This is a genomic window from Micromonospora sp. NBC_00362 (assembly GCF_026342155.1).
GTDB lineage: Bacteria > Actinomycetota > Actinomycetes > Mycobacteriales > Micromonosporaceae > Micromonospora > Micromonospora hortensis.
Genome location: NZ_JAPENH010000002.1, coordinates 346,268 through 369,227 on the forward strand (window position 1 = coordinate 346,268; position 22,960 = coordinate 369,227).

Annotated in this window: 23 protein-coding genes and 5 pseudogenes; 6 read left to right on the forward strand and 22 right to left on the reverse strand. The window is 65.5% G+C overall.

The window, feature by feature from the left end; all coding sequences use genetic code 11:
- Positions 1 to 169 precede the first annotated feature (169 nt).
- Together OG992_RS33500 and OG992_RS33505 are read left to right on the forward strand one after the other, a co-directional pair.
- The gene (locus OG992_RS33500; RefSeq protein WP_266305506.1) at positions 170 to 556 is read left to right on the forward strand and encodes a histidine kinase dimerization/phosphoacceptor domain-containing protein; all 387 of its coding nucleotides are present in this window, start codon (positions 170 to 172) and stop codon (positions 554 to 556) included.
- Positions 557 to 815: 259 nt separating this feature from the next.
- Positions 816 to 1,046: a response regulator transcription factor gene (locus tag OG992_RS33505; protein ID WP_323182034.1), complete on the forward strand. Its 231-nt coding sequence runs from the start codon at positions 816 to 818 to the stop codon at positions 1,044 to 1,046.
- Here OG992_RS33505 and OG992_RS33510 read toward each other — a convergent pair.
- Positions 1,031 to 1,636, reverse strand: coding sequence for a DUF2087 domain-containing protein (locus OG992_RS33510; protein WP_266305540.1), 606 nt, complete (start codon positions 1,634 to 1,636; stop codon positions 1,031 to 1,033). The genes OG992_RS33505 and OG992_RS33510 overlap by 16 nt on opposite strands.
- A 159-nt stretch (positions 1,637 to 1,795) precedes the next feature.
- Positions 1,796 to 3,400: an amidase gene (locus OG992_RS33515; protein WP_266305507.1), complete on the reverse strand. Its 1,605-nt coding sequence runs from the start codon at positions 3,398 to 3,400 to the stop codon at positions 1,796 to 1,798.
- A gap of 18 nt (positions 3,401 to 3,418) precedes the next feature.
- On the opposite strand from OG992_RS33515, the gene OG992_RS33520 reads away from it, so the two are divergent.
- A complete protein-coding gene (locus OG992_RS33520; protein ID WP_266305508.1) occupies positions 3,419 to 3,967 on the forward strand; it encodes a TetR/AcrR family transcriptional regulator in 549 nt (182 codons plus the stop codon).
- A gap of 77 nt (positions 3,968 to 4,044) precedes the next feature.
- On the opposite strand, the pseudogene OG992_RS33525 reads toward OG992_RS33520, so the two are convergent.
- Positions 4,045 to 4,140 (reverse strand): annotated as a pseudogene (locus OG992_RS33525) (IS5/IS1182 family transposase); the annotation flags it as partial.
- 128 nt (positions 4,141 to 4,268) lie between these two features.
- Here OG992_RS33525 and OG992_RS33530 point away from each other — a divergent pair.
- Entirely contained in the window at positions 4,269 to 4,514 is a 246-nt protein-coding gene (locus OG992_RS33530) for a transposase (RefSeq protein ID WP_266305509.1), read from the forward strand.
- Positions 4,515 to 5,100: 586 nt separating this feature from the next.
- Here the strand turns inward: OG992_RS33530 and OG992_RS33535 are convergent.
- Entirely contained in the window at positions 5,101 to 5,505 is a 405-nt protein-coding gene (locus OG992_RS33535) for a hypothetical protein (RefSeq protein ID WP_266305510.1), read from the reverse strand.
- A 557-nt stretch (positions 5,506 to 6,062) separates the two neighbouring features.
- On the opposite strand from OG992_RS33535, the pseudogene OG992_RS33880 reads away from it, so the two are divergent.
- Positions 6,063 to 6,327 (forward strand): annotated as a pseudogene (locus OG992_RS33880) (hypothetical protein); the annotation flags it as partial.
- A 134-nt stretch (positions 6,328 to 6,461) separates the two neighbouring features.
- Here OG992_RS33880 and OG992_RS33540 read toward each other — a convergent pair.
- The 12 genes and pseudogenes from OG992_RS33540 to OG992_RS33600 all read right to left on the reverse strand — a co-directional run bounded on the left by OG992_RS33540 (position 6,462) and on the right by OG992_RS33600 (position 16,143).
- The gene (locus OG992_RS33540) at positions 6,462 to 8,918 is read right to left on the reverse strand and encodes an FtsX-like permease family protein (protein WP_266305511.1); all 2,457 of its coding nucleotides are present in this window, start codon (positions 8,916 to 8,918) and stop codon (positions 6,462 to 6,464) included.
- Entirely contained in the window at positions 8,915 to 9,637 is a 723-nt protein-coding gene (locus OG992_RS33545) for an ABC transporter ATP-binding protein (RefSeq protein WP_266305512.1), read from the reverse strand. The genes OG992_RS33540 and OG992_RS33545 overlap by 4 nt, the downstream gene beginning before the upstream one ends.
- Positions 9,634 to 10,233, reverse strand: coding sequence for a PadR family transcriptional regulator (locus OG992_RS33550; protein WP_266305513.1), 600 nt, complete (start codon positions 10,231 to 10,233; stop codon positions 9,634 to 9,636). The genes OG992_RS33545 and OG992_RS33550 overlap by 4 nt, the downstream gene beginning before the upstream one ends.
- Before the next feature lie 196 nt (positions 10,234 to 10,429).
- Positions 10,430 to 10,705, reverse strand: coding sequence for a DUF1883 domain-containing protein (locus OG992_RS33555; RefSeq protein WP_266305514.1), 276 nt, complete (start codon positions 10,703 to 10,705; stop codon positions 10,430 to 10,432).
- Positions 10,677 to 10,949 carry a TIGR02391 family protein gene (locus tag OG992_RS33970; protein WP_353962163.1) on the reverse strand — a complete coding sequence of 91 codons (273 nt, stop codon included), beginning with the start codon at positions 10,947 to 10,949 and terminating at the stop codon, positions 10,677 to 10,679. Before OG992_RS33970 ends, OG992_RS33555 begins: the two co-directional genes overlap by 29 nt.
- 8 nt (positions 10,950 to 10,957) lie before the next feature.
- Entirely contained in the window at positions 10,958 to 11,326 is a 369-nt protein-coding gene (locus OG992_RS33885) for a TIGR02391 family protein (protein WP_323182041.1), read from the reverse strand.
- A 45-nt stretch (positions 11,327 to 11,371) separates the two neighbouring features.
- Positions 11,372 to 12,123 (reverse strand): IS5 family transposase gene (locus tag OG992_RS33565; protein WP_266305542.1). Its coding sequence is split into 2 segments (ribosomal slippage): positions 11,372 to 11,814 and positions 11,814 to 12,123, totalling 753 coding nucleotides; the frame shifts between segments, so codons are not numbered across the junction.
- A gap of 114 nt (positions 12,124 to 12,237) precedes the next feature.
- A pseudogene (locus OG992_RS33975) lies at positions 12,238 to 13,021 on the reverse strand (IS701 family transposase).
- A 183-nt stretch (positions 13,022 to 13,204) separates the two neighbouring features.
- Positions 13,205 to 14,692 carry an alpha/beta hydrolase gene (locus OG992_RS33585; protein WP_266305518.1) on the reverse strand — a complete coding sequence of 496 codons (1,488 nt, stop codon included), beginning with the start codon at positions 14,690 to 14,692 and terminating at the stop codon, positions 13,205 to 13,207.
- 143 nt (positions 14,693 to 14,835) lie between these two features.
- Positions 14,836 to 15,330: a transposase gene (locus OG992_RS33590; RefSeq protein WP_266305519.1), complete on the reverse strand. Its 495-nt coding sequence runs from the start codon at positions 15,328 to 15,330 to the stop codon at positions 14,836 to 14,838.
- The gene (locus tag OG992_RS33595; protein WP_266305520.1) at positions 15,299 to 15,946 is read right to left on the reverse strand and encodes a transposase; all 648 of its coding nucleotides are present in this window, start codon (positions 15,944 to 15,946) and stop codon (positions 15,299 to 15,301) included. The genes OG992_RS33590 and OG992_RS33595 overlap by 32 nt, the downstream gene beginning before the upstream one ends.
- Before the next feature lie 74 nt (positions 15,947 to 16,020).
- The gene (locus tag OG992_RS33600) at positions 16,021 to 16,143 is read right to left on the reverse strand and encodes a transposase domain-containing protein (protein WP_323182039.1); all 123 of its coding nucleotides are present in this window, start codon (positions 16,141 to 16,143) and stop codon (positions 16,021 to 16,023) included.
- A gap of 432 nt (positions 16,144 to 16,575) precedes the next feature.
- Between OG992_RS33600 and OG992_RS33605 the strand changes: the two genes are divergently transcribed.
- Positions 16,576 to 17,163, forward strand: coding sequence for a DUF6058 family natural product biosynthesis protein (locus OG992_RS33605; RefSeq protein WP_266305522.1), 588 nt, complete (start codon positions 16,576 to 16,578; stop codon positions 17,161 to 17,163).
- A gap of 1,078 nt (positions 17,164 to 18,241) precedes the next feature.
- Here the strand turns inward: OG992_RS33605 and OG992_RS33610 are convergent.
- The 6 genes and pseudogenes from OG992_RS33610 to OG992_RS33635 form a co-directional block, all read right to left on the reverse strand.
- A complete protein-coding gene (locus OG992_RS33610) occupies positions 18,242 to 19,531 on the reverse strand; it encodes a D-alanyl-D-alanine carboxypeptidase family protein (protein WP_266305523.1) in 1,290 nt (429 codons plus the stop codon).
- A gap of 988 nt (positions 19,532 to 20,519) precedes the next feature.
- The gene (locus OG992_RS33615) at positions 20,520 to 20,885 is read right to left on the reverse strand and encodes a DMT family transporter (protein ID WP_266305543.1); all 366 of its coding nucleotides are present in this window, start codon (positions 20,883 to 20,885) and stop codon (positions 20,520 to 20,522) included.
- Positions 20,874 to 21,056 (reverse strand): annotated as a pseudogene (locus OG992_RS33620) (IS5/IS1182 family transposase); the annotation flags it as partial. The gene OG992_RS33615 and the pseudogene OG992_RS33620, both read right to left, overlap by 12 nt.
- 176 nt (positions 21,057 to 21,232) lie before the next feature.
- Positions 21,233 to 21,685: a nuclear transport factor 2 family protein gene (locus OG992_RS33625; RefSeq protein ID WP_266305524.1), complete on the reverse strand. Its 453-nt coding sequence runs from the start codon at positions 21,683 to 21,685 to the stop codon at positions 21,233 to 21,235.
- A gap of 434 nt (positions 21,686 to 22,119) precedes the next feature.
- Positions 22,120 to 22,392 carry a hypothetical protein gene (locus tag OG992_RS33630; RefSeq protein ID WP_266305525.1) on the reverse strand — a complete coding sequence of 91 codons (273 nt, stop codon included), beginning with the start codon at positions 22,390 to 22,392 and terminating at the stop codon, positions 22,120 to 22,122.
- A 220-nt stretch (positions 22,393 to 22,612) separates the two neighbouring features.
- Positions 22,613 to 22,864 (reverse strand): annotated as a pseudogene (locus OG992_RS33635) (transposase); the annotation flags it as partial.
- Positions 22,865 to 22,960: the final 96 nt, after the last annotated feature.

Below are 22,960 nucleotides of genomic sequence, written 5' to 3' on the forward strand. Positions count from 1 at the left end.
TTCGCTGAATGGCTGTGCCAGCATCCCCAGATCCAGGTCATGTCTCGAGACCGCACCGGCAGCTACGCCGACGGCGCCCAACTGGCACACCGCAGGCGATCCAGGTCGCCGACGGGTGGCAAGCTGCTCAGGAACCTCAGCAAAGCCATCGGGCAGCATCGGTCGGCGTGTGGATCCGCAACGATGTGGAACCGCTGTTCCGCTGCGCATCGCCCGCGAGCTGCACGACATCGTGGCCCATTACCTCGCCCTTATCAGCGTGCAAACCGAAGTAGCGGTGCATGCCCTGCGCGAGCAGCCGGACCAGGCCGAAGAAGGCCTCGCCCACGTACGGCAGGCCGCCCGGACCGGCATCGAGGAACTCTCCACCGTCCTGCACCACGCCGACGACCCGGAGTCCTCCACCGAACCGACACCCGGCCTGACCCGGCTCGGCGACCTTCTCGACTCCGTAGCGGCCGCGGGTCTGCGGGTCGCCCACCATCAGGACGGCGAGGCGCGGCCGCTGCCCACCGCGGTCGACTCGCCGCATACCGGATCATCCATGAATCCCTGAGCAATGCCCGCAAACACGGCGGCGACCCCATCGCCCACCTTCGCCTCAGCTACACCCGGACCGGGCTCACGATCGCCGTCCAGAATCGGCTCCGACCCGGCTTCACGGCCAGCCCAGGCCGGCATACCGGACACGGATTGACCGGTACGCGGGAGCGGGCCGCGTCGGTGGGCGGGACCCTGCACGCCGGTCCCGACCCGAGCGGCCGGTTCGCCGTGCACGCCTTCCTCCCCGCACCCTCCAAACCGGAGGTATCGACGTGGCCACTCAGATCCAGATCCTGCTCGCCGACGACCAAACTTTGATCCGCAGCGGCTTCCGCGCGCTCATCGACTCCGCGCCCGACATGGAGGTCGTCGGCGAGGCCAGCAACGGCCGCGAGGCGGTAGCGCTCGCCCGCAGCGCCCGCGCCGACGGGATCCTGATGGACATCCGGATGCCGGAACTGGACGGCATCGAGGCCACCACCGTTCGTCAGACGCGCTCGTAGATGGAGCCGGACTCGTTTCTGCGCAGCATGCCTTCGTCCACGAGGGCGCGGCGCAGGGTCACCCAGTCGTCGAACCACTCGCCGCAGATCGCGTTGACCTTGGCCTCGGGGTAGGGCACGCCGGGCTCGAACGAGCCCTTTACCACATCCAGCACCCGGGCGCGCACGTACTTGTTGCCCGGGATGGAGGTCAGTCGGCCGCGCCGGAAGTAGGAGCCCGCTCCGTCCCCGCCAGCTCGCCCGGCGACCCTGACCTCCGCCTGGACTGCCAGCTGGAAGGTGTCGTCGAGCAGGGTGTATGTGTGTTCCTCACGGTCGAAGGACGCGATTCTGACGTCCGCCAGCTTCTGCAGGGCCATTGCGGCGGCTGGTGGGCGCAGCCCGGATCGTTCGGCGACCTCGGCCACGGTTGTCGCACCGAAGGCGAGGGCCGCGTAGGCGGCGCGCCGGTCGTTCTGGGCGAGCGCGCCCACCAGATCGCGGCAGGAGGGCTGACGGTCGTCTGCGGAGGGCGTGTTCATCGTGTCCGTTCTGGTTGTCATTAGCGCCGACTGACGCGGGTTGTCGACGATGCCCACCTGCGGATCCATGATCACGGGAGCGAGTGTCGGCAGACGGTCGTTTGCCGGCACTTCCTGGTCGTCGATGCGCCCGGCTGGGAAGGAGGTTCTCGGGCCGCTCCCCGGATGCTTGCCTCTTCTTGCCGTGCAACCGGTCTTGACCACGTGCTGCTCGGTGCGGTTGCCCGCCTACCGCGCGGCAGTCGGGCCTTCAGAGCACGGGTCGATCGGTGTGAGAACGCCGAGGCGATCCTCAACCTCCTGGGCAGCGGCCAGGCACAGGTCCTCCCGGAACGCGCGCCCGATGATCTGCACGCCGGACGGCAGCCCGTCGCTGACCCCGGTCGGTACGGCGACCCCGGGCACGCCCACGAAGCTGGTCACCGTGCACAGGCGCATGCCCGCGCCGACCCGTTCCCAGCCCTCTTTGTCGCGTGACTCCAGCCCTGGCTCGACAGGCGGCTCGGTGAACACCGGCCCGAGCAGCAGCGGGTACTTGTCGAGGAACTCCGCCCAGGAACGGCGGATGCCCAGCCAGACCCCCATCAGCCTCGCAAACTCCGCAGCTGTCGCTGGCGGAGTCTTCTCCATCGCCATCCCGATGTAGCGATCTCCGCCCTCACCGAGCAGTGTCCGCACTACTGGCCAGGTCTCGGCGAACTCCGTCACGGTAATCCGGCCGTACGCCTCGAGCGCCTCATCCAGCCGCGGAACGTCCGCAATCTCCCGCACGTCGTACCCGGCGTCTCGCAACGCGTCGGCCGCGGCCGCGACAGCCTCGCGGACCGTGGGGTGAACGCCATGGCCCCCGGGGTCGGCAACGACTGCGACCGTCATCCGCCCCGGCAGCGGCTCGCCATGGACGGGCACCGGTACGGCCCGCGGGTCCTGCGGGTCGGTCCCAGCCAGCGCCTCGTATGCCAGTCGCAGGTCGGCGACCCTGCGGGCCAGGGGCCCGTCGGTGACCAGCATCTGTGAGGCCAGTCCAGGGTCGTCCGGGCCGAGGACGCGATGGTCGGCGGGGAACCGCCCGACGGTCGGCTTCAGCCCAGCCACGCCGCAGAACGAGGCCGGGATCCGCACTGATCCACCAGAGTCATTGCCGAGCCCGAGCGCGGCCATACCGGTGGCCACTGCCACCCCGTCGCCACCGCTGCTGCCCCCTGGGGTCCGGCTTGGGTCCCACGGGTTGACGGTGTCGCCGAACAACTCGCTGCGAGAGTGCATCCCCGCCAGGATCAGGGTGGGCATATTGCTGTGCCCGATCGGTATCGCTCCGGCCGCACGCAGCCGAGCCACCGGCAGCGCGTCGACAGGCGCCACCAAGTCACGGAAGCGCGCTGTTCCGAACGTGGTCGGCACGCCTTCGACTGCGGTGCACTCCTTCACCGTGAACGGCACTCCGGCCAGGGGGCCGAGCTCTTCACCCGAGGCCCGCCGTCGGTCCGTCTGCGCGGCGGCCTCACGGGCGCGCTCGGCTAACAGCTGCGTGACCGCGTTGACCTGCGGGTTGACCTCGGTAATGCGTTCCAGGTGGCTGTCGACCAGTTCGACCGCCGATATCTCTCCGCCTCGGACCGCCTCCGCCTGAGCGGCGGCCGACAGCTTCCACAGGGCGTCCTGCATGATCCTTGCGCTCCCCATCCACGTGTCGACGTGCTTGCATCGGCACCATACCCCAGAAGAGATACGATCGTATCGGAATAAGGAGACGACCGCATGCCCAAGCAGGTGGACTACGCAAGCCGACGCCGCCAGATCGCCGAGGCAGTCTGCCTCCTCGCCGACGAACACGGACCGGAGGGAGTAAGCATGCGCGACGTCGCCGCCCGCGCGCAGGTCTCCCTGGGTGCCGTTCAGCGCTGCTTCCGCAATAAGGAGGAGATGCTCCTGTTCGCCGTCGACTATGTCGGCGAGCGCATCATCGAACGCGTGCGGGACCACCTGACCCGAAGCGCGGCCCAGTCGGCCGCCACCGCCCTGGGCCATGTGACCACCGAGATCGCCCTACTTCGCAAAGCGCACCGCACCGAAGCACGGATCTGGCTCGCGTTCGTCGCCCAAGCGGCCGTCAGCGAGCCGCTCGCCCGCTCGCTGAGAACCAGCTACGCGGCCCTCCAGGACCTCCTCGCCCGCCTCATCACAGAGGCCGCCGAGAGCGTCCCGGCCGACGAAGGCGCTGCGCCGCCCGACCCGCAGCGCGAGGCTCGCACCCTACTCGCCCTCGCCGACGGCCTCACCAGCCACGTACTCATAGGCCACCTCACCGAAGAGGAGGCTGAGGAGGTTCTGCACGCGCATATGGTCAGCCTCTGGGAAAGCCTCCACACCACCCGCGTCCGAAAGGCTGCCCGACCATAACGCTGCTTGGCTGCGACCAGGTCCTGCTCCGCACCCACCAATCTCCGGTGCTCAACTAAGCTCCGAGATTCATTGGCGTCGGTGCGGGCCTGACGCCAGGTGGTCAGTCGTGGTGCGATCAGCGCCCAGCGGGCGTCGGACAGGTCGGACGGATAGGCGGGTCCCTCAACCATCCATCAGATCTACTATGGACCCTAGTCAGGTAGGCGCACAGAGTCAGGTATGGATCGACTGCGGCGGCACCCGTCTAACCTGAACGACCCCGAGTGGGAGATCATCGAGCGGATGCTGCCGTCTCCACGTGGATGGGCAGACCAGAAAGCACGCGCGCCGAGCCAACATCGACGCCATCTTGTACGTGATGCATACCGGCTGCGCGTGGCGGTACCTGCCGGTCGATTTCCCATCATGGCAGATCGTGTACGCGCACTTCACGCGGCTGAACAACCGGGGCGTGACCAAGCGGATCCTGACCGAACTGCGCGAGGAGGTCCGCCTGGCTCACGGCCGTCAGCCAGAGCCAACAGCGGGGATCATCGACTCGTAAAGCATCAAGGGCGGCGACACCCTGCCCCCGCGATTCCCGCGGCTCCGACGCCGGCAAGAAGATCAACGGTAGGAAACGTTTCATCGTCACCGACACCCCCGACCTCCTGGTCACCGCCTGGGTCCTCGCCGCGTCCTGGCAGGACCACGACGGCGCCAAAGAAGCCCTACTCGCCACCTACACGGCTCCCCCATCCGGCACGTCTTCGCCAACACCGGCTTCCCGGCCGCCTCGTCGACTGGGCCCGCGACCTGCTACGCACCACCATCGAGATCGTCCACAAACCCGCCGACCAGCAAGGCTTCGTCGTACACACCCGCCGCTGGGTCGTGGAGCGAACCCTGACCTGGATCACCGCCCACCGCCGCCTGGCCCGCGACTACGACACCCACCGCAGCACAACGTCCGAGGCCATGATCCGATGGGCCGCCCTCAGCGGCATGCTCGGCCGTCTCACCCGAGGCAAACCCGCCACCCGCCAACAACGCCGCACCTTCAACACATCCGACTGCCGGCAATGTGAACCGCGCTCTTACTAACGTTGGGTACCGTCACGACCCCAAAACCTGCCATAAGGATCACTTCACTATTTACGCACAAATTGCGCTTCTGCCAATTCCCAGCTCATTGGCAGGGCGGCCGCTTCCACCGTCCAGGAGGCTAGTCGAGACCACTCGATTAGCGGTCGGTAATGTGTCATAATTTCGCGGTGCGGATTTGCCTTAACCATCGCCCATTGCGCGGATTCATCACTCCAAGCGGAGACGAATCGGTAAAGCTTGGCAGCCGGTCGAGCTTCAAGCCAAAGGCCAATTGCGCCATCGGATTTCAGTACCTGAGCGCGCACATCGAACCCCGCCCTGAAAAATCCGTATGAGTGGCGCAATGATTTGAGTTTGAATTCTGAGGCTGTTACCCAAACTGGCGTATCAGCGGATACTAGCAACGAAGTTGTTGACCAAGATGCAACTGGCATGAGGCTTCCTTTCATAAGCGGAGGCTAGCTTGCGGGCCTCAGGCGCGACCCCGCAGCACGGCAAGCACCATCAGTCACACGATCAAGAAGCCCGCGCGGTCAACGAGCCGACTTGCTCTAAAATACGTCGATGCGCCATTCGACCGTCTGCTTGTGTCAAATAGGCTGCACTTCGATCTCATGGTGACTTCACTCCTCCGGCCATGCCGGATTACGACCGGATAGGTCATTGAAGGCCGGTTCGCTATTGCGACGGCACCCCGCCCTGAAGGGGAGTTGATCACCGAAGCGAGCGCTGCCTGCGATGATGTTGCGCGTGCAATCTTCAGTAAGAGCATGCGCTGATCAAAGGTTGCCCCCCCCGGAGCCGAGAGGTAGTCCAGCGATGGGTGTTCCAGGCTCGGCGGACCTGGCTGCGGACTGTGTTAATCGAGTGATCCGGCCCCGACGGGCAGGCGTATCAACAATCTTCCGCTCAGGGGCAGGCCGCTTTGCCGATGTTAGCTAAGGGATGTGTCGTAACCCCGACGTCTGTCTGCTGAGGATGATCATCGAGGATCCCTGCGTGCAGGTGTTTAACGCACGACCTACGCCTCCTGGGCCAACCCGATCGAGGCCCAGTTCGGGCCGCTGCGCACCTTCGTCATCGCCAGCTCGAACCACCCCAACCACCCCGTCCTGACCCGACGGTTGCAGTCCTACCTGCGCTCGCGCAACGCCAACGCCCGCCACCCCGACGTCCTGGCCGCCCACCGCCACGAACGCGCCCGCAGCCGCAGCCGCAGCCGCAGCAAACGACAACGACACTGGGGCCAAGCCGCCACCCAAGCAGCCTGACCCCAACACCGTCAACGTTCGTGGTCACCGCACTAGCGCCGCTGAATGGCGTTGCCGGGCCCATGCCGTCAGGGAACGTGCGACGGCAGCGGGAACCTCGGCCGGGATGGCCACGATAACCAGGTCGAGTGCCCTCAGTTCGTCCTGCGGGTGAGTCGTGGTTGGCCTCGGGTGAGGAGCCCGGTGAGGAATGTGGTGAGTGCTGGTGGTGTGGCGGCGATTAGGAGGAGGGCGAGCCAGGGGGTGTGCCAGTGCGCGTTGATGCTGTAGCTGATGTAGGCGGCTGCGGGTCCGAGGCCGGCGAGTAGGCCTAGGACAGCGCCGATTCCGGCAATGAGGGCGCTCTGCGCGGCGGTGATTCGTCGGCGGGTTTGGGGGGTGGCGCCGACTGCGGTCATGGTGGCCAGGTCGGGGCGTAGTTCAACGGATGCCAGGCCAACGGCGACGGTGCTGGCGACGAGGGTGACCAGGGCGCTGATTGCGGCGAGTAGGTAAAACATTGTGGTGGTTTCTTCCGCCGGTGCTGACACCTGCGTCGCTGCGGCGGTGACCGGCTGATCGAGTGGCTGGCGAGTGTTGAGTTGGGCGCGGAGCAGGACGTCGTTCGCGGCGGTCAACTCCTTAGGCCCGGGTTGGCGGGTAGGGTCGATCACCGTTGCTTCGGTCGCGACAGTCAGGTTGAGCCGCCTCGCCGTCGCCGCTGAGATCACCAAGCCGGGCAGCTGCGGGTAGTAATCCCCACGAACGGCAAGAAGTGCAGGCAGGGACGGGAGAGGTTTTCCATCCTTCGTCAGGATGATCTGCGTATCGGCGATCAGGGTGTCGTTGAAGACGACCGCACCGCCGTCGGCGAGGATGTCCAGTTCCTGCGCGTTTGCAGGCCGACCGGTGACCAGATGAACTATTTCAGCCCCGCCGACAGCGACCCTGCGCTGTTCGAAAGCCGCGATCAGTCTGGGGTCGGCGGCGCCCTCAGGTGGGAGGCTTGTTAGCGGTGTACTGGTGTCGGTGGTCGTTTTGAGTGTGACGATTTCCCGTGTCGGCAGGGCTGCGGTGAAGCGGCGAAGGCCGTCTTCACCAAGTAGCCGAAGGGTTTCGGCTTCGAGCACGATCTGGCCGGGGCGAGTGCGCAATGGCGTGGCTGGCGCGTCGTTGCGGGCTGTGCCGACGATTGCGAGGGAAACGCTGCCTGCGGTCGCGGCGGTGATCGCCGCGATCGCTGCCGCTGTGCGCAGTCGGTGCCGTGCGCCGTGACGCAGTGCCAGCCTGCCGGACAGAGGCAGCGCGGCAGCGACGCGGCCGGCGAGCCGGACGAGGGTGGGAGCGCATGCCACGACACCGACTAGCTGCGCGACACCGCCGAGGGCGAGGATTTCGATTCTGCCCTCGGGGTGGCCGGCAAGCACGAGGGCTGCCGTGCCGGCAGCGAGAAGGATCATGCCGACCGCAAGGGCGGCAAGGTCGAGGCGGGAGCGAGTCCGCTGACCTCCCAGATCAGCGCGGACCGGTCCGCGGCCGGCGGTGCGGGCGGGTAACAGAGCCGCGAGGACCCCGATCGTGAGCATCACGACCGTCACCCCCGCAACGCTCGGCACGGGTACGGAGACATCGATTAAGGGGTGGTCGGCAATGGCCTCGATGAGCGGCCCGGCCAGCGTGAACGTCAGCAGGCCCGCGCCGGCCCCGGCGATGGCCGCGGCGGCACCCAGGAGCAGTCCACCGGCCAGGACGATCCGCCCGACCTGGCGTCCAGTGCCCCCTACCGCAGCGATCATGGCCAGGTCTCGCCGCTGCCTGCGGGCCCCGACCACGAACGCCGCACCCACGAGCAACACCACCTGCGCCCCGGCGAAGGTCGTGACGAGCAGAACCGCCCCAGCCTCCATCGCCTTCTCCGCGACAGTCGGCTTCAGGTCTTCGCGGAGCATAAAGCTGAAGCCGTTAGTCGTGGTGCTCGACTCCGGGGGTGACCAGCTCTGCCCGGCCGGCAGTTTCACCAACAGCTCTGCGCGCGCGCCCGACAAGGGTGCCTCGGCGGGGACAAGCAGCCCCGCCGAATGGAGGGAACGGCTCCAGTCGACGACCCCTACTACGGTGAGACTCCGTTGCGGCATGCCGGCAACCACTTGATTGCCGGGGCGGATATCAAGTTCACGAGCGAGCGCCCGGGTCACCGCAACTTCCGCCGCCCCCTGCGGAGCACGTCCGGCCCGCAGCACATAGCGGCCCCGGTTGAGGGGGTCATCAAGGTCGGTCGCCTCATATTCGAACGCGGCGAGACCGGCGGGCCCGGCAACTACAGTGCGGCCTCGCGTTGACGGCATTGATCGGCTATTCGACGGCAGGCTTGACCGAGCCACGTCACCGTCGTCGACGATCAGGTCGGCCTGCCCCATGCGGAAGGTCACCTCCTGAGCAGACGTGCCGCTGAGGTTCGCCCAACTTACCGCCAGGACCGTAGCGGCGTAAGCGGGCAGGAACAACATCATGAGGATCAACGCGCTGCGTCCACGATGGCGGAGGGTCGAACGGCGGGCAACCCGCAGCGCGGCACGCCACGAGCCGACGAACTCGCCGGCGGTCCGGGTCACACGGTCCTCCCGAGCAGCTGCTCGGGGGTCTGCCTCGGCCCGGTGGCGTCAACCAGTCTGCCGTCGCGCAGGAAGATCGTCCGGTCGGCCCACCCGGCGTAGCGCGGCTCATGTGTGACCAGCACCCCGGCGGCACCGGCATCGATGCGGGCCCGCAGCACCTTCAACACGGCGAGGCTCGTGTGCGAGTCCAGGGCGCCGGTGGGCTCGTCAGCCAGGACCAGCCGCCGCTGTCCCATCAACGCGCGGGCGATCGCGATCCTCTGCTGTTGCCCGCCGGAGAGCTGATCAGGAAAGCGGCCAGCCATATCACTCAAACCCACCTCGGCCAACGCGACGACAGCTTCCCGCTGCGCCGACCGCGCGCCCACCCCGGCCAACTCGCGCGGCAACGCGACGTTCTCCGCGGCGGTCAGGTCAGTAACCAGGTTGTAGTCCTGAAAGACGTAGCCGACACGATCCCTGCGCAGCCGCGCCAACGCTGCCGCGTCCAAGCCGCCGAGTTCGACATCCTCCACGAACACCGTCCCCGAGGTCGGTGCGTCAAGCCCACCCGCCAATGCCAACAGCGTCGACTTCCCAGACCCCGAAGGGCCCATCACGGCAACCAGCTCGCCGGCGGCCACCTCGAAGCTCACCTCGTCCAGAGCGTGAACCGCCTGCTCGCCATTGCCGTAGACCCGGCTGACGCCTACGAAACGCAACACCGCCGCACTCACTGGCAACCCACCTCGACCTCCGTGCGGTGCTGATCCGCCGGCGCTGGCGTCCTCGAGGGTGCCCGGCGAGGTCGCGCCCGCCGCAGCACAGTCGCCTCGACGTGGTCCAGCCAGCGGACCTCACTTTCAAGCGTGAAGATCAGATGATCGACGAGGAGCAGCCAGGCGACATCGTCGCTCTCGTCGGCCTGGCGACGTAGGTCGGTGTAGTCACGCATCTGCCGCATCGATTCAGCCCGCTGCACTTGAACCACCGCCGCGACGTCCACGCCAGGCGCGACCGCCGCCATCGCTAACTTGATCGCCAACTCGCTACGTGGTCGGTCGGTGTCGGTCACCGGTGTGACGAACCAACTGGTCAGGGCCTCCCGCCCCTGATCGGTGATGGCGAAAACCTGGCGCCCGTCGGCGTTGCTGCCGACCGGCGCCACGTAACCGTCGCGGGCAAGCCGGTCAAGCGTCGTGTAGACCTGCCCCACGTTCAACGCCCAACTTCCACTGGTATGAGCATCGAACTCGCTCTTCAACTGATAGCCGTACTTCGGGCCGTCCGCGAAGACCGCCAACAACCCCCAACGCACCGCGTTCCTCTGCATGACCGGAGCTTACCAAGTAACTAGTTACTAGATAAGTTGGCTCCTACGAGGCAACAGGGCTCCACCTCCTATGGGGCGAACAGCCCACCGCTCCTGTTGGTGACCGCGCGACGAGCACGCCCTCGACCTCGCCGTGACACGAACGGCGAGTCGAACCACTCACCGAACCCTTGCCTGTCACCACCGCCGGCAGCGGCTAATCGCACGCCCTTGGTTTGGCGCAGGCTGTGGGCCGGTCGGGATCGCCATCGCCGCCGCCATGCCCCTGCAGTACAACTAGGCCAAGCGCCGCACCGGCCGGGGTGAGGTCGTAGAAGCCGCCGAAGAACTCGTACTCGTACCCATCGCCGTCGACGTACGCCTGGTACTCATCGTCGTCCATCAGGCAGACCCTGGCGGTCGAGCCTCGCCGCCCGATCTCGAACACCGCGCCGGTGGCGCACTCACCAAGGTCCCAGTAGAGGTGATCCACACGATATGTGCAATGGATAGTCCTCCCGGGCGTGGTCTTGTCTGGGAAGGATCAGTCCCCCGTGGAGGTCCGCGCCTTCACCAGCGACGGGACCCTCGGGAATCTTGCGCAGCAGCCTGAGAAGTAGATCGGCCAGGAGGATGGTCTCGGCGGCTTTGGTGAGATCGGAGTAGTCCACGCGGCGATGGCTCGACGGGTTCTTGAACAACCCGATGGCGCCTGTGCACAGCTCCATCTGGGCCACCGACTCGCCTAGGTCAAGGTCATCACGCCAGAGCGGCTGGCTTGGTCACTGGGGTTCTTCGGCGGGCCGAACGCCTCCTGCATCAGCTTGGTCCCCACCAGGCTGTCGGAGAGCCCGGCGCGGCGACGGACCTCGACCTCCTTCATCGCCGTGAGTGCCGCCGTCTCGTAGTCGCCACGCAGGAACTGGGGCCGGGCGGTGAACTCCAGTTCAGAAACGAGGTCGACGCCGAGCCGCTCGACCGCCCGGAGCCAGCGGGCACCGTGACATAGGAACTCGCGACCTCGCCGGGTGGTGGTGGACGCCTCGACGGTGCTCTGGTCAACGGTCCAGGCGATCAGGCACTTGGCCTGAAGCCAGCCCCATGCCTCCGACAGGAGCTGAACCGTCTCTTAGAGCTCCTAACTCTTTGAGTGTTGGAGTCAGCGCCAGCAGATGATGGCGCGGGCGAGGGTGAGGAAGGCTTCGTGAATGTCGTCGGGGATCTCCCAGCGGATGCGCAGGCGGCGGAACCGGTGCAGCAGGGCGATGGTTTGCTCGACGACCCAGCGTCGGGTGCCGAGTCCGGCACCCAGTCCGGTGCCGCGTCGGGCGACGATCGGGGTGATGCCCTTGGCGCGCAACTCACGGCGGTACGAGTCGTAGTCGTAGCCGCGGTCGGCGTAGATCCGTTCGGGTCGCTGCCGCGGCCGGCCTCGGATGCCCTTGATTGGTGGGATCTTGTCGACCAGGGGCATGAGCTGGGCGACGTCGTGACGGTTGCCGCCGGTCAGGCTGACGGCGAGGGGAATGCCGCCCGCGTCGGTGATGACGTGGTGTTTCGAGCCTGGCTTGCGGCGGTCGACCGGGCTCGGACCGGTTTTGGGCCGCCTTTGAGCGCCCGAACATGTGAACCGTCTATCACTGCCCGGGACATGTCCAACCACCCGGCGGCCCAAAGTTTTCCCAGCAGGACCTCGTGCAGTTGTTGCCACACGCCGGCGTCGTTCCAGTCGCGCAACCTGCGCCAGCAGGTCATTCCCGAGCCGAATCCCAGCTCCTGAGGCAGGTACTCCCACGGGATCGCGGTGTGCAGAACGAACAGGATCCCGCCCAACACCTTGCGGTCATCCACCGGCTTGCGGCCGAGGAACCGGTGCCGGCGAGGCGGTCGAGGCGACAGCAGCGGTTCGATCTCGGCCCAGAGGTCGCCCGAGGCGATCCACGGCGGCTGCTCACCCCTCCTCACATTCAGGCAGAATGATCCTCACCTGCCGAGGACACGCCCAACATCATTTCGATAGGACCTTTAACCCGCAGCGGGAAGTCCGGTGACCAGCACATCAGCGAGATAGACGCCCAGAGAGGTAGTCACCTGATGTGAACGGGCCACCGCCAGGAGGTAGCCCAATCGCAGCGTGCGCAGCTTGGCGGCCAAGCGCGGGTCGCCGTCGTAGGCTTCGTCGCCGGCCACCCACCGGCAGGGCAACCCCGCAAGGACTGCGGCCTCGATCATCCGGGTTGCCAGTTGCGGCTTGGTCGCGAACCGCACCTGTTCGGGATACCCGCCTCGGACCGCCACTCCGGGTCATCGCACCAGGATTTGGGCAGGTAGAGGGCCATGTCCAGCATCGCGTGGACGGTTTCGGTGGCGCAGATCAGATGCACGGCAAGCTGACCGTTCTCGATCTTTCTGCCGTGCCGGAGTATTGGCGCTGGACTCCGACGGTGCGCCGGCCCTTCTTCAGATCGCCGGTCTCGTCGATAACCAGCACCGCCTCGGCATCGCCGAGCTGCTCGCCGACAAACTTACGGACGTTGGCACGCACTGCGGCGTCGTCCCACTTCACCCGGGTCAACAAGTCCTGCATCCCGTCCGGGCAAGCATCACCAGCGTGCTCGGCGATGGTCCAGCAGTTCTTACACGGTAGCGGCGCCAGCAGTCCCCGCAACAAGTCACCAGCTCGACGTCGGGGCCCGGCCTGCGGAAACGCTGTCCGATGGTCAACATGAGGTCGTTGAACAACACCCGCCGTCGCTGGGCGTCTACCTTTATCCGGCAGCCACCACTGCGTCGTGGTCAGTCCACACAATCGTCCATGATCGACGTTGACTGCCTTCGTGCCCGGACCACATCAGGCCCCAGCTCAGCGAAGGTCAGCATCTCCGGCTGGAGTATTAGGGAGTATTGAGATCAATAGCACGGCGAGCGGCTGCCGGCGGTCCTTGCACGGGGGGGCTCGGACCGCCGGCAGCCGCATTGGGAGTAAGGTCTATTAGCCGGCGCTGGGCGTTGGCAACGCGTGTCCGGGGATCGTTACGTCGCTCGTGGGTAGCGTCCCGTTGAGCAGATATTCGTTAGCGATGCGGTTTGCCTCGGGGTTGTTAATGCCCGGCTGATAGGAGACTCCGTGGCGGCCGGAGTTCTGCTCCGTGACCAGCACCGATCCTGGCAGTGCACGGTGGAGCGAAACTGCGCCCTCGATCGGGGTCACCATGTCGTTAGCCGAGTTGAACATCAGGATGGGTGGCACCCCGATTCCGTGAATCTTGACTGGTTGACGGACCGGCAGACGCCAGTCGTAGCATGCCGAGAAGAATTGTACATACCAGGCGAACGGCGTCTGATTCTCCAGTGCCTGCGCATCGGCGGTTATCTTGGCCCGATCCCGTGGGGTTGGCGCATCCTGGCACGTAACCGCGGAGTAGACGGCGTACTGGTTTTCGAATTGGACGTTGCGCCGGTCTCCGGCCCAACCCTGCAGCCCGGCCGCGTCGCCGCGGAGAACGAAATCGGCGATGGGATGACCGAAATCCGACCACCACAGTTCGTGATAGAGGACATTAAACGTTGCCTCAATGAATTCGTAGGGCCCGAGCGGGCCACGCGGGGAAGCCTGAAGCTCAGCGAGCGCCCCATCCCATGCCGCCCGCACCTGCGACCTACTGCTACCCAGGCCAAACGTACCATGATGAGCGGCGAGCCAGTCGAGATAGGCGTTGAATCGCGGCCCACCCGCCTTAGCCTGGTTTAGATTGTATTGATACCAAACGTCGTCCGGAGCAGGGTCGATGTTGCTATCGAGGATCATTCGATCGACTCGAGAGGCGAAAAGCTCGCTGTAGACCGCGCCGAGATAGGTACCCGCAGAGTAGCCAACATAACTAATCTTTTGCTCACCAAGGGCTGCTCGGATCGCATCCATGTCGCGCGCCATGTTAGCCGTCGTGGCTTGCGATAGCAGTTTTGTGCCGTTTGCTGCGCAAGCCTGGGCGTACTGAGCGGAGCGCTCGAAATTGAGTTCGCGGTTGGCCGCGAGGTCCGGGTCAGGGAGCGGCGGCGACCAGAAGTCATAAGGTGGCTGGACACACTGGATTGCCCTGCTGTGTCCGACACCGCGCGGGTCGAAGCCGATGATGTCGTAGCGCGCACGAACCTCGGCAGGCAGACGAGTAGCCCACCGGCCGGGTACCCAGTCGAGACCAACGCCTCCCGGGCCGCCCGGATTGGCCAGGAGAACACCTCGACGGGCGGAGGGGTTAGTCGCGGCCAATCTCGATACCGCGATGTCGACCGAGCCAGCCGACGGATTCCCGTAGTCTACCGGCACCCGCACAGTGGAACACTGCAGTCCGGGAACATTGACATCGGCCGGGCAGGCACCAAACTCCAGTGACGCAGGTGCAGCGGACGCAGCACCTGCGAACCCTGTGGCCGCTGCTGCAGCAGCAAGTACTAAGCCGACCGCAATGGATCGCTTCACTCGACCTCCTCGGAGCTGATGTCTGTCCACTTTGGCATCTGAAGCATTCAGTACGAATTCAGGTTGACGTCATCGATCGCGTTCCACTGAAGCAGCGACACATCTAGTATCAGCGCCGTTCAGTTAGGCGGTTGGTGTGGTCGTCAACAGTCGGGGCTGATGATGTCGATGTTGGTGGTGGCCTGGTAGCTGCGCCGGTCGATGTTGGGGCCGGGCGCTTGGTATTTGCTGCTCGAGCGTTTGATCATGCGACTTCTGGTGCTTCGGCGGCGTTCGGGCAGTAGGTGGGCCAGGTAGTGGATGCCGATGATGCCTACCAGGTCGATGACGGTGTCGGCGATGATCCGGACGGGGTGGATGATCTGGTCGCGGGCGGTGTTAAAAGCGGTGGTGGAGCTGGCCCGGTCGGGGGCGAGGCCGGGCTGGCTGCCGGTGGCGTCGACCATCGCGGTGCGCACCAGTTGATAGACGCTGAGTAAGGCGTAGATCTCATGGCTGATGCCGTCGCAGGTGCGGGCGCGGAGGACACGTCCACCCAGGATCGAGGATTTCAGTTCGAGGTAGGCGGTCTCGATTTCCCAGCGCTGGTGATAGAGCTGGATCAGTTCAGCGGCGGGGCGTCTGCCTGGGTCGAGCATGGGTGGTGATCGGCCGGTAGCCGCCGGTGTGGGTGCCGTCGGTGGTGGTGATGCTGACCTGCGCGTCGCTCACCCGGATCGGCAGCCCGCCGATGATCGAGCCGAAGGATCCGTCGCGGCGCCGGCGCAGGATCAGTAGTTTGCGGCCGATCTTGCAACGGATCAGCAGGCCCACGCCGGTCGCGGCCAGGGTGGCGATCAGGTCGGCGCCGGCGTAATTGCGGTCGGCCATCAGCAACATCCCGGGGCGCAGACTGCGGGCGAGCTGTCGGGCCTGATTGAGTTCTCCGACACTGACCGGATCGAACACGACGTCGATCACCGATCGGGTGCCGCAGGACAGCAGGGCACTGAGCCGCAGTTGCGGGTAGCCGGAACTGCCGTTGTTGCAGCGTTGTTTGGCATAGCGGCTCGCGGTGGCCGGTGCGTCCGCGACCGTCAGGAAGGTCCCGTCGATTATGGCCAGCAACAGGCCTCGCCAGCGCGTCTGGGCGGCGCTGGTAGCGGCCAGGCCGCGCAACACATCGAATAACGCCCGCACCGGCTGCGGCCCGAGGCGTTGCCGGGCCTGGCGCAGCGCACTCCCGCTGGGGGCCACGAGCGGCAGAGCCGACAAGCCGCTGTTCAGCTTGGACTACACCTGCAGGTATCCCAGTTCGGCGAACAGGCACCCGGCGAGTAGTGGATACATCACGACCCGGGCCGGTACAGCCTGACCCTGGACTCGGTCCGCCTGGTCATGGCCAGGACATCATCGACCATCTCGAACGGCACCAGCCGAGTCAGCTCGCCCAGATGAACCGGCACGAACACCCACGGCTACCGGCACCGGTGGAGTTATAGCAACCTAATCAGCCAGCGGAGCTCCAGGTTCAAGGGCGCATCGAAGTGATCACCCTCTATGCCGGAGCTCCGCTGCTTCGTCTCGACGACACGCTTGACAGCACCGAAACGCTTAACTGAACGGCGTTGGTACTACAGAGGTTGGAAGGCTGACGTCCGCCGGCGTGTCTGCGTGACCAGGCCCACCAACGCCTGCACGCACCGATAGTGCCGATCTGGGACAACCTGAACACCCACGTCAGCACCGCATGCACGCCCTGATCGCTGTCCGGCCATGGCTGACCGTGACCCGGTTGCCCGCCTAGGGCGTGTCCTGTCAATCTTGTGGCGGTGGCTGGTTGAGGAGGCCGGGGTTTCGTCTCGGGGACGGAAATGTCGGTGAGCCTGGATAGGGTTGCCGTTATGACGGAGGAACCAACGCTCAGCTCTTCTGATCTTGCGTACCTGAGCGCCGAGTATCGGACCTTGGAGCAGCTCTGCGCTAGCCGTGATGAGATGCCGGGACATGTCCGGGAGCTGATCGCAGCAGGCCGACTGCCGCAGGCGACGTATGTGCTTCCCGACGGCGTGGAGCTTTACCCGCCTGATTATTTCGCGCTGGTTGACGATGCCGGCGGCGTCGATGAGCTGTTTGATCACTTCCGTTCCCGCTACGCAGCGGCTTCAAGGGATCTACCGGACGACGCGAACGAGACCTGGCAGGGGTACCTCTCGGGAGAGTTTGGAATCTGCCTGTGGTCGTTGACCCCTGAGGCGATGGCTGAGAAGACTCGCCTCATGAATGCGATCGAGGCGCTCATCGCTGCTCCCGAGGAAGTCTCCGAGGTCTGGCGCGCCGCGCTCCGTGAGAATGTCGAGCGGCTTGATGCCCTGGAACGGCCCTTCACTGATTACGACCGACAGCGCTGGGGCGACACCAGCCGGGATCGCTGCATCATCCGGGTTCGGCAGCGCTTCTCCGCAGTGTTCGACGCGCCAGCCATGGCCTAATACTGCAACGGCAGTTGGTTAGGGGTAGCCGTGTCGTTGGTGGTGGCAGGTTCGGGCTTGGTGTTGGCGTCGTCGCCGCCATCGGAGCCAGGCCCAGACGCGCTCCGGTGGATGGGTTGATCGCATCGTGAGTGCGGTGAGCAGTCGTCGGATCTCCGGTACGGTGTAGCCGATCATCATATCGTCGCCGGGGCTGGATCCCTTGTGCGGTAAGGGATCGGGCCACGGACAGCCAGGCGTGGGCGGCCACGGACAGGGTGATGTGGGCGTACCAGGCTCGCCAGTCGCGGACCTGGCACTCGTCGAGGCCGGCTTCGTTCTTGGCCTGCTGGAAACACTCCTCGATCCCCCCGTCCCCCCGCGATCCGGGCCAGGTCGACCAGACGGGTGCGGCGCAGTCCGTAACAGACGTAGTACGCGATCTCCCGGTCGTCATACTGCGCCGCGGGCGAGCAGCCAGTGCCCCCGACCGGGCTGCCAGCAAACACGCACCGGCACCCGCGCCCACCAGTACACGCCGGGCCGGTGGACCCCGGCGCCAGCGGACAGCCGGCCCCACGCCCGAGCCGGCAGCACGGCAACGAGTCGGTCGGCACGGGAAGCGCCCATCCTGGGGGTAATCATGTCTTGACCATCTGCGGGCGGGCGGAGGCGACGCGCCTTGCTTAACGACTTCAGGTTTGCGGAGAAGCAGAAGCAGCTCTCACTGCTCAGACTTGATGCCGGCTGTCCGCTATCCTCGTACGAGCAAATCGCCACGCCCCACTACTCTCCGACCGTCAATAGCAGCCTGGGGTATCGCGGCGCGGCGGCCTGTCGCGACGCCTATTTGTCGGCGCGCGGAGACGTCTCAGGTGAGGAAGTCGGGCAGGGCCGCCCGGCTCGCCACGAGCAGATAGTCGATGGCGGCGGGGCCCATGCCGGCTTGCCCCGGGCGAGCACTCTGTCCGCCGAGCCCAGGTCCGCCGCGATGACGTGGGCAGCGACCTGGCGATACCGCGAGAAGCCGAGCGGGCGACATGCTCAGCACCGCAACGGTCACACGGCACTCAGGGAGTCTGCTGCGCATGCAGCGTTATCAGCGGTGATGACGGATGCGCTCCCAGGTGGTGGGCGGCGCGAGGGCGCCGCCGGTGCGTAGCGGAGTGCCGAGCGGCTCGCCGGTGCCGGCAGTGACGGTGAGCTGGCCGTGTTTGGTCCCGGCAGCGATCCGTGAAGACACCGTGGGGATCTGCGTGTCCAGCCGTACACGCAGGCCCGGCCAACCGATCACCTCGACCTTCTCGACGGCGTGGAGGGTGCTCCTGGCGCCAAGCGGGCCGCGTACGGTGGCGATCTGTTTGCCGGCCTCGACGAGCGTGTGGACAGTAAGCGCGGTCGCCGTCGAGCGCAGCAGCGACCGGGTCACCGCGAACACCCGGTCCAGCTGAACCGGAGTGTTGACGCCGGGCTGGCCCAGGACCGCGCCGATGATGCTGAGTTTCTGGTCGCCCACGGTGACCACGGCCGCGAAGACGAGGCAGCCGCCGGCCTCATCGGTGGAGCCGGTCTTGATTCCGACCACCCCGTGGTGGCCGACCAGCTCGTTGTAGTTCGGTACCGTGCCAGCCACGGGTATGGTGGCCTGTTTCTGCTTCACGATCTCGGCGAACGCCGGCAAGGCCATTGCTTTGCTGGCCAGAACCACCTGGTCCCGCGCGGTGCTGACGGTGCCCGGGTCGAGGCCGGACGGGTCGGTGTAGTGGGTGTCGGACATGCCGAGCTGGTCCGCGACGGCATTCATCTTGTCAGCAAAAGCGGGGACGCTGCCTGAATCCCAAGCCGCGAGAATGCGGGCCATGTTGTTCGCTGAGGGTAGGAGTATGGCTTGTAGTGCCTGCCGTTGGGTTATCACCTCTCCGGCCCGCACCTCGACGAGCGACTCGCCGCGTGCCTTTTCCGCCGGGTACGCGGCGGCCTGTGCGGCGCTGACCGTCAGCGTCGGCCCCTGTTCGCCGACGGCGAGGGGGTGTTCGGTGAGGATGACATAGGCGGTCATCACCTTCGTCACGCTCGCGATCGGTACCGGCTTCGACCCGCCGAAGGCACCGAGGGTTCCGAGCCCGCCCACTGAGATCATCCCCTGACCCGCTCGCGGCCAGGACAATGGTGGAGCCTTACCAGGAAGGGCCATCGATGGCGGCAGGGTCAACTCGACGATAGGAGCGGGCAGTGGCTCACGCAATGGAGCGACGGCGTACAGGCCGCCACCGAGGAGCAGCAGCACGGCCAGTAGGCCACCCAGCGCCCATGGCAGTCGACGCCGAACCGGCGGCGCTGGCGGAAACCGCCGGAACTCCACAGTCGGCATATCCGTCGGGTCGTACACGGCATCTCCTTTCTCGCGACATGCTCGTCGTCTAAGAGCAGGTTTGATGTCGGCGTAAGATCTCAGCTCACGCGCGCGATGGCTGGCTGCTTGCCAGCGCCAGTGTCAGTTCGGCCGCAGGGTCTGCTGATCTTGCCATTGGTGGAGCGATCTCTACAATCCGTCAAAGTGTAGCCAGAAGTTGGCCTACGGTCGGCGAGAGAAGGGCGTCTGCTGCTAGGTCACAAGCGCGGACATGTTGGGCCCTTAGCGCGGCATGCCCGATCTCGCGCCCACTCGTGACGTCGCGCGACCGCCGGATCAAGGTCGGGCGATGCACCGACATTAACAGGCAAAAGAAGCGCCTTTAGTGACTTGCAGCTGTCCTTCTAGTCGCCTTTGGCAGGACCTCTCGCGCCTCGCTTGCTCAAGTGGCTCGATCGATCGCATCGGCAGTGCGGAGCATCGATGATGCAACACGGCCGTCACCCGAGGGTGCCCGGCCGCAGCGGTAGCGAGGCTGGGACGCTGTGCACTCGAGAGCCAGTGGCGGCTGCAGGGCATGGCCTCTTTCTCAACTCCGAGGAGGTCCGCCAGGCGAGAAATTCAGTAGTTATCCCGAATGCCATGCATGTCATGCTGATCCGTAGTTCCGGTGAGGAGGAACCCGATCTCGGCGCGCCAAACTTGCGATGACGGAACCCCTTTCTGTAGACCGCGCCAGTCCTTCCCGGCGAAGCGCAAGCGATTGTGGCATATCGTGCTGCCAATTCGGATTCAAGTCAGTGTCAGCGCCGTTCGGAAAGCTTCTTGATGGTGACCCAGAGGCTTCAGCCGAGTACTTCGCTCAGCACAACAGTGCACTCGGGCGTCCGCGTCGGCGGAGCGCCACTGGTCTCGTTAGTCTTAAGTGGCAAAGCGGGCGAGCGGCCGGCCACCAGTTCGTTTCACCAGCAACCCGGGTAACTCGTTGACGGTCGTCCTGAATCGTCGCGATTGCGCCTGATTCTCAGGGCGCATCGGCAACGTGCGGGAGCCGATGCTCCGCCTCGCCCCTGCTCGGCCTGTGCCCAGATTTGCTTGAAGTAGGGCGGAGGGAAGCCACTGCCGCCAGGATCATGGTTCCACCTACCAGAGCGGGCCACGCTAAGCGTTCATTGAGCAGAATGACGGCGAGCAGAGCCGCGGACACCGGTTCCAGCAGCGTCGCCGCGGTTGCCGTCGATCCGGATGTGGTGCGCAGGCCGTCGTAGAGCAGGCCGTAGGCGAGCGCCATGGTCGCCATGCCCAGGTACAGCAGGGAAGTTAGCGAGGCCGCACCACCTGGTGCCTGGAGTTCGTCCCGGCGGGCGATCCGGCGGCGCAGTTGCGGCATCCGGGTGCCGTCGAGGAACCAGCGCAGGACCAGCACCGCCTGGTCATGGCAGGACAGCGACCGGGTTTTGTCGCGGGTACCGCGCCGCAGTCGCTCGGTGGCCAGCAGACCGGTCAGGAAGTCCACGGTCTCCTCACGTACGGGCAGGACCGAGGTATATGTGACACTCATCAGTCGACGCAGCACCCTTGTTAAAGTTGACCTGGAAGAGGAGCATTTTCATGCCGAGGTGCTGCGTCTTCCGTTGCATCGCAACGGAATCGACGTGCTCCATGTCTCGATACGAGATGAACTACTTGGCGTCACCCGCCGTTACATCGAACGGCTCAGCCCTCTGAGCGAGCGTGTCAACGACCATCCGAATCGCGTGGCGTGCAGGCGTTGGCGATAGCGGCGGTGTCCCAATAGAACGGGTGAACCTCGGTGATCCGTCCGTGTTCTACGGTGATCGTCTGCAAGATCGGAAAGTCAAGTTCGCGTCCAGTGGTTCGGGCACGTGCGTGTACGTGGGTCAGCACGACAAGTGGACTGGTGGTGGCAAGGAAACGCTGCTCGACCATCTCGAAGGTGTCCCACATCTGGCTCATAGCCAGAAAGAACCTTTCCATACCTTCATGCCCCCGCCAGATTCCCCCATACGGCAGACCCGCTGCCTGGTGCAGTACGACGTCCGGCGAGAAGAACGGTTCGAGCGGCGCGAAGTCTGCGATCCCTGGCCCACCCGCGGCGAGGTACTTCGTCTCGGCCGCGTACATGCCCTGCAGCATGGAAAGTTCGGTCGTTGTCGTAGGCGTGATCATGCCTTACACACTGGCCGACGAGGCCCGGATGTGCTGGCGGAAATCGGTCTTCACGTTACGGCGGCACGATCCATCGATTGCCCGTACAACAAATCCGTGCTCGGCTGCGTCGTCGACGCTCACCGTTGTTACGGAACGTCACTATCGAGGTTGACGCCGGCCCCGGGGCTCGTAGCTACGCCGGCCGCCCGGGAAGTCATGGATCCATTGACAATCGCCCGATTTATCAGGACGCACGGGGTACATTCGCGACATGCCTGCACCACCTAACCACGCTCAGCGATCACCCGCTTGCGCGGAAAGGTTCAATCTCTGCGACGAGCCACATGGGCAGCTCGCGTACTATTCCAGTGGAGCGAATCCGACATTCACCCTGCCGGCTCCAGCACTCACCCGGGCGCGGCTCGCAGAAGCTGGCGAGGTTCTTCGGTGGCTCATGACGTGCGAGGAAGCGCCCGGTCAATCGCAATACGGGTGAGCCAAGCAAGTGCTGCGGTGAAGAGCGGCGGCCACACAATCGGCCCAAAAGTGTAGGCGATCAGCACAGCGATTGGTATCCACACGCTGCGCACTGCGTGATGAAGCACGCGTGGCGCGCGGGGCCCGGCCAGCCGGACCACGTCGAAAAACGCAACAAGAACAAGCGCTGCGATCGAAGTCGCCAAGCCATACTTGAGGCTCTCAAAGATGGTGAACGCCGCCAACAACACCGCGAGTGTCCCCCAACCAGCCCGCTGGAGTCTTCTGCCGGCTCCGGGCCGCGAAGCCTGATCCCGAGCTCCCTCAGCCATCACCGGCCTAGCTTAGCCTCGGGCTGCTGTTTCTAGAGCCGGCATCCAAGCATCGCCGCCGCCCCCTGTTTTCAGGATGAGTTGGGGCCAACGGCGGGCCTGTCTCGCTAAGGGGTGTTTCCGGCGATCTTGGTGAGTAGGTTTCAGCGGCCGGGAAGCGGTCGCTGAAGGTGATGGCGAAGGCGTTCAGCGAGGGTTTCCAGCGCATCGTCCATCGGGTTCTGCGTGCTCCGGTCGATTCCAGGGACCGGGTCACCAGGTATAGATACTCAGTCCAGCCTGTTCGTTGGGGAAGTGACCACGGGCTTTCACGGCCCGCCGGTAGCGGGCGTTCAACGACCCAGATCGCGATCGTGGAGCAGATGACGGTGCAGATCTCCAAGTTGTAAAGCCTGTCGCGGAATGCCGATGGCTGGGCGGAGCCTGTTGGCTTGATCGCGTCGTCGTTTCGACCGGCCCCCAAGGGCTGGGGTGTCAGGCTGCT